Here is an 18,087-nt window from a genome sequence, read left to right as displayed (position 1 = left end):
CGCTACATCTTCGTCCGTTCCGATTTCGGATCGTACATCGGTTTCAGCGATGCCTCAGCCGCAAACCGTTCGCCGGCGATCTCGATTTCATAAGTCGAGGCGAGCACATCCGCCTCGCCCTGCCCTTGGCACGGCACATAGCCCAGCCCGATCGCTCCGCCGAGATGATGGCCGTAATTGCCCGAAGTGATCGGACCGATGATCTTGCCATCGCGCAGGATCGCTTCGTTGTGGAAGAGCAGAGGCTGCGGGTCCTTGAGGCGGAACTGGACCAGGCGGCGGTCCAATCCGGCCTCCTTCTTCTTCAGCACGGCATCGCGGCCGATGAAATCGCCCTTGGCCGTCTTCACCGCGAAGCCGAGGCCCGCCTCCAGCACATTGTCCTCATCGGTGATGTCGTGTCCGAAATGGCGGAAAGCCTTTTCTATGCGGCAGGAATCCAGCGTGTGCAGTCCACAGAGCTTTAGCCCGACATCGGCGCCGGCCTCATCGATGGCCTCGAAGACATGGGCGGCCTGTTCGGTCGAGATGTAAAGCTCCCAGCCGAGCTCTCCGACATAGGTGACGCGGTGCGCCCGGGCGAGGCCCATGCCGATTTCGATCTCCTGGAACGTGCCGAACGGATTGTTCTCGTTGGAGAAGTCGTTGGGGCTGACCTTCTGGATCAGTTTTCGCGCATCCGGGCCCATCACGCAGAGCACGCTTTCAGCGGCGGTTACGTCCGTGATGATGACGAACTGGTCGCCGGCATGCCGCCGCAGCCAGGCGAGGTCGCGCTGCAGCGTGGCGCCCGGCACGACGAGGAAATAGGCCGTATCCGAAAGCCGCGACACGGTGAGGTCGCTCTCTATGCCGCCGCGCTGGTTAAGCATTTGCGTGTAGACGATCTTGCCCGGCGCCACGTCCATGTCGTTGGCGCAGAGTCTTTGCAGGAAGGTGCAGGCGTCGCGGCCCTCGACGCGGATCTTGCCGAACGACGTCATGTCGAACAGGCCGACCTTGTTGCGGACCGCCAGATGCTCCTCGCGCTGGTTATCAAACCAGTTCTGCCGCTTCCAGGAATAGCGATATTCGCGCTCCTGGCCTTCGCGGGCGAACCAGTTGGCACGCTCCCAGCCGGCGACTTCGCCGAACACGGCGCCGCGCGCCTTCAGATGCTCGTGCAGGGGCGAGCGGCGCACACCACGCGAGGTTGCCATCTGGCGATAGGGGAAATGGTCGGCATAAAGCAGGCCGAGCGTTTCGGAGACGCGTTCCTTGAGATAGCGGCGGTTCTTCTGGAAGGGTTGAGTGCGGCGGATGTCGACTTCCCACAGGTCGAACGGGGCTTCGCCATCGTTGATCCACTGCGCCAGCGCCATGCCGGCGCCGCCCGACGAGACGATGCCGATCGAATTGTAGCCGGTCGCCATCCAGTAGCCGCGCAACTCCGGCGCTTCGCCGAGATAATAGCGGTCGTCAGGGGTGAAACTTTCTGGCCCGTTGAAGAAAGTGTGGATGCCGGCGGTCGCCAGCATCGGCATGCGGCTAACGCCCATTTCGAGGATCGGTTCGAAATGGTCCATGTCCTCCGGCAACTGGTCGAAGCAGAAATCCTCGCGGATGCCGTCCATGCCCCATGGCTTGGCCACCGGCTCGAAGGCACCGAGCATCATCTTGCCGGCGTCTTCCTTGTAGTAGGCGCACTCGTCCGGCACGCGCAGCACCGGCAGGCGGCCAAGGCCGGGGATCGGCTCGGTGACCAGATAAAAGTGCTCGCAGGCGTGCAGTGGGATGTTCAGGCCGTTCTGGGCGCCGAGGTCGCGCGCCCACATGCCGGCGCAGTTGATGACGATATCGGTCTCGATCGTGCCCTGGCCTTCGCCTTGCGCCCAGGACACGCCGGAGACGCGGCCATTTTTCGTATGGACCTTGGTGACCTTCACATTCTCCGCGATTGTGGCGCCGCGTTGGCGCGCACCCTTGGCCAGCGCCATGGCGATGTTGGCCGGGTCGCACTGGCCGTCGAGCGGCAGATGCACGGCGCCGACCACGTCCGAGACATTGAGATGCGGGTACATCTCCTTGACCTCATTGGGAGAAATCTCGCGCACGTCGACGTCGAAGGCGCGGGCGAGCGACGCCTGCCGGTAGATCTCGTGCTTGCGCTCTTCGGTCAGCGCCACGGTGATCGAGCCGACCTGGCGCATGCCGGTGCCGACCTCGGTCTCTGCTTCCAGCTTGACGTAGAGATCGGCCGAATATTTCGCCAGCCGGGTCATGTTCTGCGAGCCGCGCAACTGTCCGATCAGCCCGGCGGCGTGCCATGTCGTGCCCGAGGTCAGTTGCTTGCGCTCCAGAAGCACGATGTCGGTCCAGCCAAGCTTGGCCAGGTGGTAGGCGACCGAGCAGCCGGAGACGCCGCCGCCGATGATGACGGCCCTTGCCTTGGTGGGGATGGCTTTCGTGGGAAGGCTCCTGGCGGTCATGCGGCCTCACGACGGTAGCTGGAAACAAAACGGCGCAGCCGGGCGGCTGCTTCCCTGAGCACGGGTTCGGGCTGGCACAGGCTGATTCTGATATGGCCGGCCGCGGCTTCGCCGAAACTCGAGCCCGGCATGACGCCGACCTTCTCCTTGTCGAGGAAGGCGAAGGCGAATTTCTCGTCGTCGGGTTCGACATCAGATATGTCGAGCATGACATACATGCCGCCTTCGGAACCGCGCACGGTGACATCGTTCATGCCGCGCACCGCATCGAGCAGGACGGTGCGGCGCGCCGCGTAGCGTTCGGCGATGTCCTTGACGCCATAGTGCTGCTCCAGCGCCTCGGCGCAAGCGATGGAGATGAAGGCCGGCAGGCCGTAGGTCGTCACCAAATTGAGATTGATCAGCAGCGTGATCATTTTTTCCGGCCCGGTCAGCCAGCCCATGCGCCAGCCGGTCATGCCGTGGCTCTTGGACATCGAATTGATCACCAGCGTGCGCTCGGCCATGCCGGGCAGCGAGCGCGGCGAGACATGCTCGCCGCCGCCCAGCGTCCAGTAGACCTCATCGGACAGCAGCCAGAGATCGTGCTCGCGGCAGATTTCGGCCAGCTGTTCCAGCCGCTCACGCGAATAGACGGCACCGGTCGGGTTGTTCGGCGTGTTGATCAGTATGGCGCGCGTGTTGGGCTTGAGTGCGGCACGGATCATGTCCGCGCGCGGTTGGAACCCATCCTCGGCCGGTGTCTCGACGACGGTGAAACTGGCACCGGCGGCACTGAAGGTGTTGGGATAGGTGGCATAGTAGGGGGCAACCACGATGGCGTGGTCGCCCGGGTCGAGAACGGCCTGCACGGCCGCGTAAAGTGCTGCTTGGCCGCCCGGCGTGGCGATGACCTCTTCCGGCGTCGTCTCGACACCGGTGCAGGCGCTGGAGGCCGCCGCCATCGCCTTGCGCAGGCGCGGCAGGCCGGGCAGCGGCGTGTAGTGATGGTTGCTGCCGCGAACCGCCGCAACGCAGGCTTCGATCGTCTCCGACGGCGTGTCGAAATCGTGGTCGCCGACCGACAGCATGATAATGTCCTCGCCGGCTTCCTTGCGGGCCCAGGCGGCGAAATGAACTTCCCAGCCGTCCTTGCCCGATGGAACAATGCCGGTGATGCGCGATGATGGTTTAGGCATGTGAGACTCCCGTGATCGCGTAGCCGTCCTGTTGCAGCCGGTCGCGCAAGGCGGCGATATGGGCAGGACCGACCTCGCAGCAACCGCCGACGATGTCCGCACCCGCTTCCACCCAGCCGACGGCCTGGTCGGCGTAGGCATCCGGACCGAGGTCGTGGCGGGCATGCAGTACATCCACCGTGCCGCCATGCCTGAGCGCTTCGGTGGAAGTGAAGCCATTGGCATAGGCACCGACCGGGCCGCCAAGCTCGATCAGTTCAGGCAAGGCCGCCGCGATCGCTTCCGGGCGGCAGCAGTTGAGCAGCCGCGCCGCCACCGGCAGATTTCCGAGCGCATCGGCCGCCGACGCAATCGTCTCGCCGCTGCGCAAGCGCGGCGTGCCGTGATCGGCCAGCGTCCATGACACCCAGACAGGCTTGCCGCTTTCCGATGCGGCGGTGACCGCCGCGCGCGCTTCCTCCGACGACGCCATGGTCTCGCAAAGGAACAGGTCGACACCGTCCGCCTGCTCGGCGACGATGCGGCGGTAGATGTCGAGCGTCTCCTGGTAGGAGATCGTCAGCGCCGGCGCGTAGCTGCCGAAGAGCGGCGACAGGCAGCCGGCGATCGCCGCGTCGCCGGCCTCGTCGCGCGCTTGCCTGGCGAGCTCGATGCCACGCTTCTGCAATGGCTTGAACAGGTCTTCCGCACCTTCGCGCGCCAGGCGTTCGGGCGTCGCCGAATAGGTGTTAATGGTGATGACGCGGGCGCCGGCGTTGATGAATTCGGCATGCAGGCCGCGCACAAGGTCCGGTTCGTCGATCAGCACCCTGGCCGACCACAGCGGCGTCGGCTCGGACTGGCTGCGCCGCACCAACTCCTGGCCCATGCCGCCATCGGTGAGGATAACGTTCTTCATGCGCGCAGTCTTTCGTTCCTGGGATCCCACAATGGTTCGTCCTGTTGCACGATCGCCTTGAAGCGATCGCCGAAGATCTCGACCTCAACTGATGTGCCGGGTTCGGTCAGGTCGGCGCGCAGCATGCCGAGCGCGATCGACTTGTCGACGCGATGGCCCCAGCCCCCCGACGTCGTCTCGCCGACGATCTGGCCGTCATGCCAAAGGGTCGACATGTAAGGCGCGTCGCAATCGCCGGGATCTTCGACCACCAGCGTGACGAAGCGTTTCTTCACGCCTTGCTGTTTTTCGTTCTGGAGGGCCGCCTTGCCGCGGAAATCGGGCTTTTCCCATTTGACGAAGCGCTCCAGACCGCCCTGCAGGATCGAATAGTCGGTCGACAGATCGCCCTTCCAGGTGCGGTAGCCTTTTTCGAGCCGCAGCGAATCCAGTGCGTACATGCCAAACGGCTTCAGCCCATGATTCTGCCCGGCAGCGCAGATCGCATCGAAGATCGCGGCAGTGTCGTCGACCCTCGTGTGGATCTCCCAGCCGAGCTCGCCGGCGAAGGAGACGCGGACCAGCCTGGCCCAGCGCCCGGCAATCCTGGTTTCCTGATGCGTCAGCCAAGGCAAGGTCAGGTCGGCGTCACAGACGTCGGCAAGGATTTTTCGCGAGTTGGGACCGGCCAGGATCTGCGTGGAGAATTCTTCCGTCCGGTCGATCAGCTTGAACGCCGCATCCCCGGGCATGTGGGATTTCAGCCATTCGAAGTCATGCCACTGTGCCACCGCCGCGGTGATCAGCGTCATGGACTCCTCGCCATGGCGCACCACCGACATTTCGGTGACGATGCGGCCCTTGTCATCGGAGAAATAGACCAGGCCGATGCGGCCGGGCTTCGGCACCAGGCCGGTCACCTGTCGGCTCAGCCATTCGGCGGCACCAGGGCCTTCGAGATTGAAGCGCGAGAAGCCGGGCAGGTCGAGGATGCCGGCGGCGTCGCGGACAGCCAGGCACTCTTCGCGCACGCGCTGCTGCCAGGGCCCGTCGCGACGGAAGGTCAGCGTGGCCTCCTCGGAGACGTCGTCGCCGTCTTGCGCGTACCAGGTGGCGCGTTCCCAGCCATTATAGGCGTCGAAACGGGCACCCAGCGCCTTGATTCGATCGTGGATCGGCGACAGTTTCCTGTCACGTCCTTCCGGCCAGGCATGGCGCGGGAACTGGATGGCGTATTCGTTGCCGTAGATCTCCATGCCCTTGGCCACGCAATAGTCCGGCGCGGAGGCAAAGGAGGTGAAGCGGCGCGGATCGCACGACCACATGTCCCATTCGGTCCGGCCTTGCGTAACCCATTCGGCCAGCACCTTGCCGGCACCGCCGCCCTGGGCGATGCCGAAAGTGAAGACGCAAGCCTCGAAGGCGTTGGGAACGCCGGGCATCGGCCCGATCAGCGGATTGCCGTCCGGCGCATAAGGGATGGGGCCGTTGATGACCTTGGAGAGGCCGGCGGTGCCGAGGATCGGCACACGGGCGACGGCGTCGGCCAGGTAATGTTCCAGCCGGTCGAGGTCGTCGGGGAAGAGCTGGAAGGAAAAATCGTCCGGCATGGGATCGTTGTGGGTGGCCCAGTGCGCGCGGCAATTGCGCTCATAGGGGCCGAGATTCATGCCCGCCTTTTCCTGGCGCAGATAATAGGAGGTATCGACGTCGCGCAGCAGCGGCAGCTTCTTGCCCTGTTCCTTCGACCAGGCGGCGAGTTCGGGGATTTCCTCGAACAAAATGTACTGGTGGCTCATCACCATCATCGGCACTTCGCGGCCGAACATCCTGCCGACTTCGGCGGCACGGTAGCCGGCTGCATTGACGACGATCTCGCAGCGGATCTCGCCTTGCGGTGTCTCGACCACCCACTCGTCCTTTTCGCGGCGCACGCCTGTCACGGGGCAGAACCGGATGATTTTCGCACCCATGTCGCGCGCGCCCTTGGCCAGCGCCTGCGTCAGCTGTGCCGGGTCGATGTCGCCGTCGCTCGGATCGTACAGCGCGCCCTTCAAGTCATGCGTTTCGAGGAAGGGGTAGCGGCGCTTGATCTCGTCGAGCCCGATCACGTCTATGTCCATGCCTTGGTAACGGCCCATGCCCTTGGCGCGCTGGAATTCCTGGATGCGTTCCTTTGTGTGGGCGAGCCTGAGCGAGCCGGTGACATGGTAGTTCATGGGATAGTCGACGGCGTCGGCCAGGCCGCGATAGAGCTCGGTCGAATAGCGCTGCATGTTCATCAGCGACCAGGAGGAGGAGAAGGTGGGCACATTGCCGGCCGCATGCCAGGTCGAGCCGGAGGTCAGCTCGTTCTTTTCCAGGAGCACGCAGTCGGTCCAGCCGGCCTTGGCCAGGTGATAGAGCGACGAGGTACCGACAACGCCACCTCCGATGATCACCACGCGCGCCGTGCTCGGCAAACCCGCCATGTTCTTCTCCCAATCTCAAGCGCGCCGCGCTTCTTTTGCTTTATGGATGCATGTCGTCGGCGACATGCATCAATAGACCGGTGGCGATACCACCCAGATGACAACCGCCGGTTCGCTGCCTGGATTGCGCCAGCGGTAAGGCTTGCCTTCGAAGCGGAAGGAGTCGCCTTCGCCAAGCCGGTGCCAGACGCCCGCAATCTCGATGTCGAACTGCCCGGACGCGATGTATCCGGCCTCCTCGGTCGGCCGGCGGGCCTCGTTCTTCAACTCCGCGCCCGGCGCGAAGACAGACCGCACCATCTCGAAGGTACCACCGAGGTCCGGTGACAGAAGCTCCTCCACGAGGCCGGATTCGCTGGTGCCAAGCGTGCGGCGCTTGCCGGCGCGTACCACGACGCCGCGCTCGCTTTCCACGGGCACGTCATGGCTGAAGAAGAGGCTGATCGGCACGCCGAACAACTCGGCGAAGGCCCTGAGATCGCTGAGCGACGGCGTCGACAGGCCGCGCTCGACCTGGCTTACCCAGCCGACCGAACGGCCGAGTTTCAGCGCGATCTCGGCCAGCGTAAGCCCGCGCACCCGGCGCAGCGCCCTGATGTCGCCGGCCAGCACTCGTTCGCCAGGTCCCTGCAATGTTCGTGCGGTAGGGGAGGCCAAATCGCTCACTTCATGAAAATTTTCAGGCGAATTTCATGAGAAATGAAGCTCATGAAAAAATCAAGTAGATTTTCACCAATGCTCAAGATTTGCTTGCAGGATTTTGACGGTTCATGCAAAGCCTCCGCCGCGAGCGGCGAGTGGGGACGTCCGATCGAGAACACGGCTAAGGGACGGCCCATGCTGGAAAAGAAGGCTCGAATCGCGGTTGACGCCGAAATCGTCGACGATGCGATCATGTCGCGCCGTTCGGTGCGCGCATTTCTGCCCGACATGATCGACGACGAGACGATCCGTGACATACTGACTGTTGCTGCGCGCGCTCCTTCCGGCACCAACATGCAGCCGTGGCGCGTCTACGTTACCAAGGGCGGGAGCAAGCAGCGGATCACGGATGCCATCATGAATTCCGGAATCCGCGCGGAAAAAGCCGACTGGGACGAATATCGCTATTATCCCACCCAGTTCTTCGAGCCTTATCTCACCCGCCGCCGGGCCAACGGGTTCGGCCTCTATGGCGCGCTCGGCATAGGCCGTAGGGAAGTCGACAAGATGCGCGCCCAGCACGACCGCAACTTCGTTTTTTTCGACGCTCCGGTCGGCATGATCTTCACCATCGACCGCCGGCTCAACCAGGGTTCGTGGATCGATTACGGCATGTTCCTGCAAAACATCATGGTCGCGGCGCGGGGCAGGGGTCTGCATACCTGTCCGCAAGCGGCCTTCGCGCCCTATCACCGGCAGATCCGGCCGGTGCTCGGCATCCCCGACGAGGAGATCGTCGTCTGCGGCATGGCGCTCGGCTATGAAGACACTTCCAAGCCCGAGAACGCCTTCCGCACCGAGCGTGAGCCGCTCGAGGAATGGGTGACGTTCAGCGAATAGGCTCCCGTCCGGCGCAAGCCCGCTATTCCGTATTCATGTGCGCGCCGTGGCCACTGACATGGGCGCCGTCCTGCGGCGTCAGCTTGAGATAGGCTGATAGCGCGCAGAGCGTGATGACGCCTTCGATCACGAACAGGATCCGGAAGTCGCTGGCGACGGCCGGCCCGCCGCCGGCGAGAAACGACAGCATCGCAGCCGCCAGGCCGACGCTGATGGCGACCGCCAGTTGCCACAGGATATAGTAGAGCGCGCTGAAACGGGCGAGCTGTTCGGGCGCGATGTCGGAATAGGCGAGGTTGCCGGTTGAGGCCCATTGCACCGAGCGGAAGACTCCGAAGACGAAGATGTAGGTGAGCGTGATCCACACCGGGGTCGTTGCCTGCACCAAGGCGAAGCCCGCGACCATGGCGGCAACCACGGGCGTGTTCAAGACCAGCACGCGGCGAAAACCGAAACGGTTGAGGAGGCGTGGCATGAAGATACGCATACCCACCGAACCGACCGCCGCCACGAAGGTCAGCGATCCCGCCTGCACCGCGCTCATGCCGAAGCCGAGCTGGAACATCAGCGGCAGCAGGAAGACGACGGAGCTGAGACCGATCGTGTCAAGGCCGCCGCCGGTAAGAAACGAGATGCGGAAGGTGCGGATGCGCAGGAGCTTGAGATCGAGCAGCGGATTGCGCACGCGAAGGCAGTAGAAGGAGGCGGCCGTCAGGATGATGAGCGCCAGCGCAAGCTCGGCCGCGATCATGCCGCCGGCGGCGTCTTTCGCCGCCAGCGAGTCCATGCCGAAGACCAGCAGCACCATGCCGCTGCCGACCAGCAAAAAGCCTGGAAAATCGAACCGCGTGCGCACCGGCTTGGTCATTGTCGGGAACAGCGAGGCGGCAAGAATTGCGGCCGCGAGCGCGAACGGCACGTTGATGAAGAAGATCCAGCGCCAGGAGATGTAGGTGGTCAGCGCGCCGCCGACGAGCGGACCGACCAGCGGTCCGGACTGGCCGGCCAGCGAGATGTACATGTTGATCTTCAAGGTCCGGCTGCGCGGGAAGGTCGACAGGATGACGACCTGGCCGAGCGTTCCCATCAGCGCGCCGCCGAAGCCCTGCAGCGCGCGGGCGCTAACCAGCATCCAGAGGTCGTTCGAGAGCCCGCACATGGCCGAAGAAGCGGCAAACACCAGCAAGGCAAAGCAATAGACGTTGCGCAGGCCGAAACGGTCGGCCGCCCAGCCGCCGAGCGGCATCGAGATGATCAGGCTGGCGACGTAGACGGTGATCAGCAGGCCGAGCTGGCTTGGCGGACGGCCAAGGCTTTCGCTGATGCCCGGCAGCGCCGTCACCACGACATTCTGGTCGAGGCTGGTCATGAACACGCCGCAGGCGACCGTCAGCGGCAGCAGGAGCACGGCTCTGGCCGGCACATCGGCGCGATCGGTAGCGCCGGTGGATAGTTCAGCGGTCATGGGGATGTTCGAACCAAATATGCCGACTCTAAACCGGGATTTTCACCCCTCGGGCCGGTTGGACGACCACGTTTTCCACCTTGGGCGCCTTCGGCAGGATTCTCTAGCGGCAGAACCAGCCGGCATTGAGGCCAGAGGCCGCGGCTCTAAGACCGCATGCCTACTGCACCTCGTAACCGACTTCCTCGCTGGCGTGGCAGAGCGCCTTCCAGAACGAGCGCGCGAAGGAGCGAAAGACATAGATGTCGAACTGGTCGGTGCCGGTGCGCTGGATCTGGGCGAAGACATCGTGATGCGTTGTCGAGCGGCCGGCGCCGACCGGAAAGGCAGGCAGGGCGAAGTCGATGGCGAAGAATTTCGACAGCACCCATTCGGCTTTCGGCCCGGCAATGCGGATCGCGGTGCGGCCATGCGACAGGTCCGTCACCGTGCCGATCGCCGGCGTTACCGCCTTGGTCAATGCTAGGGCCAGTCCTTCGGCTTCATCGGTCACCGTGAATTTTCCCGGCGCGAAGCCGAATACCGCTTTCACGCCGTCGCTCGAGCCGCCGCCGGCGCCATCGGGCAGAGCAAGCCCGGTGACGGTGCGGATGGCCTCCATCAGTTTCTTCTCCTCGCCTGGCCATGCCGCGAGTTGCACGATCGAGCCCAGCCTGGTTTCGGTGAGCAGGATCTCGACGCCATGTTCGAAATTGCCGTGCGAGCCGACATGGAACTCCGGCTCGAGGGGCGATTGACGCTCAGCCATGCATGCGGGTCCCTTCCGGATCGTAGAAGTGGTTGGAGACGATCTCCACGGGCCCGAAGCGGTTGCGCAAGGGATCGGAGACATGCGCACGCGTGCCGTTCCTGGCCTTGCCGCCCTTGACCAGCGCCAGCGCGATATGCTTGCCGAGCGCCGGCGAATAGCAGCAGGCGGTGATGTGCCCGATCGAGCCGTGCGGATTGGCTTCGTCGACGTCCTCGACAATGTGCGCGCCGCCATTGAGCGGCCGGTTGTCGAGCGCGATCAGGCCGACCAGTTCCAGCCGCTCGGACGCGACGAGACCTTCCCGATCCATCATCGCGGAGCCGATGAACGGCTTCTTCTTCGACAGCATCCAGTCGAGATGCAGGTCGCGCGCCGTGGTGCGGCCATCAATCTCGGCGCCGGTGACATGGCCTTTCTCGATGCGCATCGTGCCCAGCGCCTCGAGGCCGTAGGTAACCAGCCCGAACGGCTTACCGGCCTCGACCAGTGCTTCCCAGACATGGGTGCCATGGCCGGCGCCGGAATAGACTTCGAAGGCCATTTCGCCGGAGAAGGAAAGCCGGCAAATCATCACCGGAACGCCTGCGATCTCGCCGTGCACGATGCCCATGAAGGGCAAGGTGGCGTTGTCCACGGCAGTGCCGGTGACGCAGGCTGCCAAAATCTGCCGCGCTTTCGGGCCGCCGATGGCGGCTCCCGCCCATTCGTCGGTCACCGAGGTGACGTGGACCTTGAGTTCCGGCCAGATCACATCGAGGAAATATTCCAGATGCTGCATCACCTTGCCGGCATTGGCCGTGGTGGTGGTCATCAGGAAATCCTGTTCGCCCAGCCGCCATGTGGTGCCGTCGTCGAAGGCAAAGCCGTCCTCGCGCAGCATCAGCCCGTAGCGCGCCTTGCCGACGGCGAGCGTCGAGAACATGTTGGTGTAGACACGGTCGAGGAATGCGGCGGCGTCGGGACCCTGCACGGCGATCTTGCCCAGCGTCGAGACATCGACGATGCCCGCGCTTTCGCGCGTCGCCTTGGCTTCGCGCACATAGGCCTGTTCGACGGTTTCGCCCGAAAGCCCGTAGATCATCGGCCGGTACCAGAGGCCGGCGGAGTACATGGTCGCGCCATTGTCGACATGCCAGTCATGCATCGGGGTCAGCCGCTCGGGCTTGAGATCGCCGAAGCGCTCCGCTGCCAGCGAGCCGATCGACACCGGCGCGAAAGGTGGCCGGAAGCGGGTCGTGCCGACCTCCGGGATCGGCTTGCCCAGCGCTTCCGCCATGATGGCGAGGCCGGGAACGTTGGAGCTCTTGCCCTGGTCGGTGGCCATGCCGAGTGTGGTGTAGCGCTTCAGGTGCTCGACCGAGACGAAGCCTTCGCGATGCGCCAGGCGGACATCCTCCGCCGTGACGTCGTGCTGGAAGTCGACGAAGCTCTTGCCGCTGCCCTTGATTTCGAACACAGGCGCGGGATCTGGATCTCCGGGAGCTGCCTCGACAGTGGGCAGCGCCGTCGGCGTGGCGGTGCCGCCACTCGCGGCAAGGCCTGCGGCGCGCCCTTCAGCGATTGCCTCTCCCGTCGAAAAGCTGCCGGTGAACGCGCCGGCGCCGATCCAGCTTTGCGTCGGCTTGGGCGGCAGGAAGGCCTGCCGGGCCGCGTTCCATTCAGCCTTGGCGCCGGCCTGGCTGGCCAGATGGATGGTCGGCGACCAGCCGCCGGACATCAGCAGGCAATCGGCATGGATGCTGCGCGCATCACCGCTCAGCGTACCCGCGACCATGTCGAAGCGCTGAACCTTGAGGCCGGACAAGGCCTTGCCGCCTTCCGTGGCGACCACCGCATGGCCGGAAAGCAGTTCCGCCTCGGCTTCGCCGGCCAGGGCGCCCATCTCGGCGGATGGTTGCGGGCGCACGTCGACGATGGCAACGACCGCCGCACCGGCCTGCTTCAGCGCCAGCGCCGAGCGGTAGGCGCTGTCATTGTTGGTGAACAGCACGATCCGCTGCCCCGGCAGCACGCCGAATTCGTTGGCGTAGCGCTCCGCCGCATGCGCCAGCATCACGCCGGGCCGGTCATTGCCGGGAAACACCAGCGGCCTTTCGAAGGCGCCGGTGGCCAGCACGACGGATCCGGTGCGGATCGCCCAGTAGCGATGGCGCGGCTCCCCCTTGGCGGGCTGCGCCTTGTGGTCGCTGACCCGCTCGAGCGCGGCAAGCGTATTGTTGTCGTAGTAGCCCCAGACGGTGGTGCGCGGCAGAAGCCGGACATTGTCTCGCGCCTCAAGCTGGGCCACGGTGCGCCGCACCCAATCAGCGGCGGGTGCGCCATCGATGGTTTCGCCGGACCAGTTGGCCGAACCGCCGAAGCGCGGCTCGAGATCGGCCAGGATGACGCGGGCGCCCTGATCGGCGGCTGCCTTGGCGGCCATCAGGCCGGCCGGTCCTGAGCCGACCACAAGCACGTCGCAAAAGGCGTTCATGCGCTCGTAGCGGGCCGGGTCCTTCGCCGATCCGGCGCTGCCGAGGCCGGCGGCGCGGCGGATGAAATGCTCGCAGAACATCCAGAAGCGCGTGCCTTTCAGCGGGCCGACAACCGGTCCCATGAAGGTCTTGTAGTAAAACCCGGCCGACAGCAGTTTTCCGCCGAACTGGTTGACGGCATGGATGTCGAAGGCAAGCGAGGGGAAACGGTTCTGGCTGACGGCGACCAGCCCGTCATGGATCTCGACCATGGTCGCCGGGATGTTGGGTTCGCGCACCTCGCCCTTCAGCACCGTGACCAGCGCGTTGGGCTCCTCGACGCCGGCGCTCAGCAGGCCGCGCGGCCGATGGTATTTGAAAGAACGCCCGAACAGGGTGACGCCATTGGCCAGCAGCGCGGACGCCAGCGTGTCGCCGCCATGCCCGGCATAGGCAACGCCGTCGAAGGTGAAGCGGATCGTCTTCAGCCGGTCTATGCGGCCGCCGGTGTCGGTGCGGCGCGGGCTCATGGCTTGTCCTCCGCCTTGCGGCGCGCGGCCGAGCTGTGATCGCCGCGCGCGAAGGCGACACTGGAAATCTCGTGCGTCAGCGTGTTGCGCACCACCCTCAGGTGAGCCCGGCAGCCGCCGGAATGCTGCCAGATCTCGTTGTGGTCGCCGGCCGGGTTCAGCCGGTCGTAGACATAGGCATTCCAGGCCTCGAAATTCTGCGAGGCGGGGTCGGGACGTTCGCGGTTGCCGTCACCCTGATAGGTGAACTCAATGACATCGCGCGGGCCGCAATAGGGGCAAGTGATCAGCACGGAATGTTCCTAATGAAGCCTTGTCTAGTGGAGCCTCGGGTTTGCACCCTGGCCCTTGTCGTCGATCACCAGCCCGCGATGAAAGCGGTCCAGCGTGAAGGGGGCGTTGAAATCGTGAGGCTGATCCTTGGCGATGGTCCAGGCAAAGCACCAGCCGGAAGCGGGCGTCGCCTTGAAGCCGCCATAGCACCAGCCGCAATTGAGATACATGCCGGGCAGGGGGCCCATGGTGATGATCGGCGAGCCGTCCATCGACATGTCGCAGACGCCGCCCCAGGAGCGCAGCATGCGCACACGTGCAAGGCCCGGGAAAAGGGCCAGCATCTCGCTCATCACCTCGTCGACGATGGGCAGGTTGCCGCGCTGGGCGTAGCTGTTGTAGCCGTCGATGTCGCCGCCATAGACAAGGCCGCCCTTGTCGGACTGCGACATGTAGAAATGGCCCATGCCGAAGGTCACGACCGTGTCGATGAAGGGTTTCAGCGATTCGGTCACGAAGGCCTGCAGCACATGGCTTTCGATTGGCATCGTCTCGACGCCGGCCAGTTGCATGACCCGTCCGGTGCTGCCAGCCACCGCGACCGCGACCTTCTTGGCCCTGATATCGCCGCGCGAGGTGGCAACGCCGGTAACCCGGTCGCCGTCGCGCAGGAAGCCGGTGACCTCGCAATTCTCGATGATGTCGACGCCGCGCCGGTCGGCGCCGCGCGCATAGCCCCACGCGACGGCGTCGTGCCGGGCGGTGCCGGCCCGCCGCTGCATCAGGCCGCCGACCACGGGAAAGCGTGCACCGTTGGAGATGTCGAGCGCCGGGATCAAGCGCTTGATCTCGGCTGGTGTCATCAATTCCGCATCGACGCCGAGATGGCGCATCGCGTTGCCGCGTCTTGCGTAGTCGTCGAACTGAGCCGGCGTGTGCGCCAGGTTCAGGCAGCCGCGCTGCGAGAACATGACGTTGTAATTGAGCTCGTGCGACAGGTTTTCCCACAGCTTCATCGAATGTTCGTAGAAGCGGGTGTTGGCGGGCAGCAGGTAATTTGAGCGAACGGCCGTGGTGTTGCGGCCGACATTGCCGGAGCCCAGCCAGCCTTTCTCCAGCACCGCGACATTGGTGATGCCGTGTTCCTTGGCTAGATAGTAGGCGGTCGCCAGCCCATGCCCGCCGCCGCCGATGATGATGACGTCGTAGGATGCCTTCGGATCCGGCTTGCGCCAGGCCGGCTTCCAGTCCTTGTTTCCCTTGAGCGCGTTCGCAAGCAGCGAAAAGGCCGAGTACTCTGCCATCATTGTCATCCGGTTCGGGCGATGCGGCAGACTATAGAGCAGGGGGCTGATACAAAGCCAATATTGCGCCATCGCCTTTCGACTGGCCGACGCTTGATGAGCGCGACCGTCGCGGTGACTTGCCCCATGATATGGCCGTCTTTATCAAGGACAGGCTTTTTGAATGCCTTTGCCGTCCGCGAGTCGCCAATCCATCATGTTTTTTCGATTGCTTCGCCTTATCCTGGTCCTGGCGCTTGTCGTTTCGGCGCCGCTGTCGTTCGAGGCGGCGGCGCAAGGCGTTGGCCAGGCGCCCGCCGGATTGGTCGCCGATCAGCAAAAGATCATTCAAGGCCTGACGACCAAGGCCGACAATTTCGAGAAGCAGATACAGCAGGATGGCGAGGACGACAGCAACCTCGTCGACATCCGCCTGCAACTCGAGGAATTGTCACGGCAATCGCTGACCAGCGCGCTGGCGTTCCGCACACGCCTGGGCGAAATCAACAGCAGGCTCGAACAGCTCGGGCCGCCGCCCGCCGCCGGCCAACCGGCTGAGCCCGACATCGTCAGCGCCGAACGCGAGGGGCTGACGTCCGAAAAGGCCGAGATCAACGCGGTCATCGCGCAAGCTCAATCCTTGTCGATCCGCATCAGCGGGCTGATCGACAAGATCGGCAACATGCGCAGCGCGCTGTTCCGCAATCTCCTCACCAAGCGCTACGTGCTCTCGGACGCGTTGAGCCCGCAGGTGTTTTCCGATGCGCGCGACGAGTTCGGCAATTTCTACAAGGCGGTGTCGTCCTGGCTGAGCTTCGCCATCAAGTTCAAGTTCCAGGCTATCCTGGCGGCGACCTTCGTGGCGCTCGGCCTGGCGCTGGTGCTGCTGGTCGGCGGGAGGCGCCTGTTCGGACGGGTGTTCGAGGCCGATCCAACCAATGAGGACCCATCCTATCTCAGCCGCCTGTCGGTGGCCTTCTGGTCGACCTTGCTGCCGACGCTGGCGGTAGCCGCCTTTCTCGGCTCGACGATCTTCTTTTTCAATTATTACAACGTGTTGCGCGGCGATATCGGCCTCTTCCTCAATGCGTTGGCCACCGTCATCGGCGTGGTGTTCTGTGTCAATCGGCTGACCAACGCGGCACTCGAGCCGCGTTTGCCCAACTGGCGGCTCATCCCCGTCGAAACCGGGCCGGCGCGCTGGCTGGTCCGCCTGACCACCGCCATGGCCGTGGTCATCAGCTTCAACACCTTCCTGTCGGTCGTCAACGACAAGATGGGGTCGCCGCTGTCGCTGACCATCGCGCGCAGTTTCGTGGCCACCATCATCGTCGGCGTCATCCTGATCCTGATGGCGATGCTGAGGCCGTTCAGGGCGCGTGACGGAAGCTGGCGCCCGTGGCCGGCCTGGCTGCGCTACACCTCGCTCGGGCTGGGGCTTTTCACCATCATCGCGGCGCTGCTCGGTTATATCGGCCTTGCCCTGTTCGTCTCGCTGCAGGTTGTGGTCACCGGCACCGCGCTGATAACGGCCTATATCGGCTTCCTGTCGGCGCAGGCGATCGGCGAGGAGGGCGCTTTCGCCAACACCTCGGTCGGGCGTTGGCTGTCGGCCAATTCCAGCTATGAAGATACCGCACTCGACCAGCTCGGCCTTGTCGTCAGCATCGCCATCAACGTGATGATCGTGCTGGTGTTTCTGCCGTTGATCCTTTTGATGTGGGGCTTCCAGCTCGGCGATATCGAGGCGTGGGCGTACAAGCTCGCAACCGGAATCAATATCGGTTCGGTGACCATTTCGGTCACTGGCATCCTGTCGGGCATCGTCGTCTTCGTTATCGGCTATTTCCTGACGCGCTGGTTCCAGGGCTGGCTCGACGGCTCGGTCATGGCGCGCGGCAAGGTCGACACCGGAGTGCGCAACTCGATCCGGCTGGCGGTCGGCTATGCCGGCGTTGCGCTCGCCGCGCTGGTCGGCATCTCTGCGGCCGGCATCGACCTCTCCAGCCTGGCGCTGGTCGCGGGTGCGCTTTCCCTCGGTATCGGCTTTGGCCTGCAGAATGTGGTGTCGAATTTCGTCTCCGGCCTGATCCTTCTGGCCGAGCGGCCGTTCAAAGTCGGCGACTGGATCGTGGCCGGCGACGTCAGCGGCACGGTCAAGAAGATCAGCGTGCGTGCCACGGAGATCGAGACTTTTCAGCGGCAGTCGGTGATCCTGCCCAATTCGAACCTGATCAACAACGCCGTCGGCAACTGGACACACCGCAACAAGCTCGGCCGCATCGACATCAAGGTGGGCGTCGCCTATGGCAGCGACGTCAAGCAGGTCCACGCGGTGCTGCTGGATATTGCGCGCAGCCATCCGCTGGTGCTGAAGAACCCCGAGCCTTTCGTCTTGTTTTCCAATTTTGGACCCGCCGCGCTCGAATTCGAGATCCGCGTGTTCCTGGCCGATGTGATGAACGGCAACATCGTGCAGAACGACGTCCGCTTCACCGTGCTGGAAAGATTCGACGACCAGCACATCGAAATCCCGTCCACGCCGCGCGCGGTCGTCGAGGCCAAGAAGCACGTGGCATGGCCGACCGACGACGACAAGATCGAGGCCGATTTCGCCGAACGGGAAGAGGCCAAGGCGCAAGCCGAGGCGGACGCAAAGCGTCAGGCCAAATCAAGCCGCAAGACACGCAAGCCAGATCCGGATTAGATTGGAGATTGCATGTCGGCATGCCAATTGCGGCATGAATGCGGCATTCAGTTGCGGTTCAGCTTCCATCTCATATAAGCTCCCATGCA

At 64.2% G+C, this 18,087-nt stretch carries 12 protein-coding genes; 2 read left to right on the top strand and 10 right to left on the bottom strand.

Annotated features, from left to right (window positions below):
- Positions 1–2 precede the first annotated feature (2 nt).
- From FJ943_RS19625 to FJ943_RS19605, 5 genes are all read right to left on the bottom strand, one after another.
- The gene (locus FJ943_RS19625; RefSeq protein WP_140723958.1) at positions 3–2,468 is read right to left on the bottom strand and encodes an FAD-dependent oxidoreductase; all 2,466 of its coding nucleotides are present in this window, start codon (positions 2,466–2,468) and stop codon (positions 3–5) included.
- Positions 2,465–3,646 carry a pyridoxal phosphate-dependent aminotransferase gene (locus FJ943_RS19620; protein WP_015317390.1) on the bottom strand — a complete coding sequence of 394 codons (1,182 nt, stop codon included), beginning with the start codon at positions 3,644–3,646 and terminating at the stop codon, positions 2,465–2,467. The genes FJ943_RS19625 and FJ943_RS19620 overlap by 4 nt, the downstream gene beginning before the upstream one ends.
- Positions 3,639–4,544, bottom strand: coding sequence for a homocysteine S-methyltransferase family protein (locus tag FJ943_RS19615; protein WP_140723956.1), 906 nt, complete (start codon positions 4,542–4,544; stop codon positions 3,639–3,641). Before FJ943_RS19615 ends, FJ943_RS19620 begins: the two co-directional genes overlap by 8 nt.
- The gene (locus tag FJ943_RS19610) at positions 4,541–6,994 is read right to left on the bottom strand and encodes an FAD-dependent oxidoreductase (RefSeq protein WP_140723953.1); all 2,454 of its coding nucleotides are present in this window, start codon (positions 6,992–6,994) and stop codon (positions 4,541–4,543) included. Before FJ943_RS19610 ends, FJ943_RS19615 begins: the two co-directional genes overlap by 4 nt.
- A 69-nt stretch (positions 6,995–7,063) precedes the next feature.
- Positions 7,064–7,606, bottom strand: a complete 543-nt coding sequence (locus FJ943_RS19605) for an XRE family transcriptional regulator (RefSeq protein ID WP_023769828.1) — start codon at positions 7,604–7,606, stop codon at positions 7,064–7,066.
- 225 nt (positions 7,607–7,831) lie between these two features.
- Between FJ943_RS19605 and FJ943_RS19600 the strand changes: the two genes are divergently transcribed.
- Positions 7,832–8,536: a nitroreductase gene (locus tag FJ943_RS19600; protein ID WP_041163815.1), complete on the top strand. Its 705-nt coding sequence runs from the start codon at positions 7,832–7,834 to the stop codon at positions 8,534–8,536.
- Positions 8,537–8,558: 22 nt separating this feature from the next.
- On the opposite strand, the gene FJ943_RS19595 is transcribed toward FJ943_RS19600, so the two are convergent.
- The 5 genes from FJ943_RS19595 to FJ943_RS19575 all read right to left on the bottom strand — a co-directional run bounded on the left by FJ943_RS19595 (position 8,559) and on the right by FJ943_RS19575 (position 15,312).
- A complete protein-coding gene (locus FJ943_RS19595) occupies positions 8,559–10,001 on the bottom strand; it encodes an MFS transporter (RefSeq protein ID WP_140723950.1) in 1,443 nt (480 codons plus the stop codon).
- A gap of 160 nt (positions 10,002–10,161) precedes the next feature.
- The gene (locus FJ943_RS19590) at positions 10,162–10,749 is read right to left on the bottom strand and encodes a sarcosine oxidase subunit gamma (protein ID WP_140615887.1); all 588 of its coding nucleotides are present in this window, start codon (positions 10,747–10,749) and stop codon (positions 10,162–10,164) included.
- Positions 10,742–13,735, bottom strand: coding sequence for a sarcosine oxidase subunit alpha (locus FJ943_RS19585; RefSeq protein ID WP_140723947.1), 2,994 nt, complete (start codon positions 13,733–13,735; stop codon positions 10,742–10,744). Before FJ943_RS19585 ends, FJ943_RS19590 begins: the two co-directional genes overlap by 8 nt.
- On the bottom strand, positions 13,732–14,028 hold the full coding sequence (locus tag FJ943_RS19580; protein ID WP_015317398.1) for a sarcosine oxidase subunit delta: 297 nt from the start codon (positions 14,026–14,028) through the stop codon (positions 13,732–13,734). Before FJ943_RS19580 ends, FJ943_RS19585 begins: the two co-directional genes overlap by 4 nt.
- Positions 14,029–14,052: 24 nt before the next feature.
- On the bottom strand, positions 14,053–15,312 hold the full coding sequence (locus tag FJ943_RS19575; RefSeq protein ID WP_140723944.1) for a sarcosine oxidase subunit beta: 1,260 nt from the start codon (positions 15,310–15,312) through the stop codon (positions 14,053–14,055).
- A 196-nt stretch (positions 15,313–15,508) separates the two neighbouring features.
- Here FJ943_RS19575 and FJ943_RS19570 point away from each other — a divergent pair, with 196 nt between their 5' ends.
- Entirely contained in the window at positions 15,509–17,998 is a 2,490-nt protein-coding gene (locus FJ943_RS19570) for a mechanosensitive ion channel family protein (RefSeq protein WP_140723941.1), read from the top strand.
- Positions 17,999–18,087 lie beyond the last annotated feature (89 nt).

The organism is Mesorhizobium sp. B2-3-10 (assembly GCF_006442275.1).
GTDB classification, from domain to species: domain Bacteria; phylum Pseudomonadota; class Alphaproteobacteria; order Rhizobiales; family Rhizobiaceae; genus Mesorhizobium; species Mesorhizobium australicum.
The sequence above is the reverse complement of the archived record's forward strand: the minus strand, read 5'-3'. Positions and strand labels throughout refer to the sequence as shown.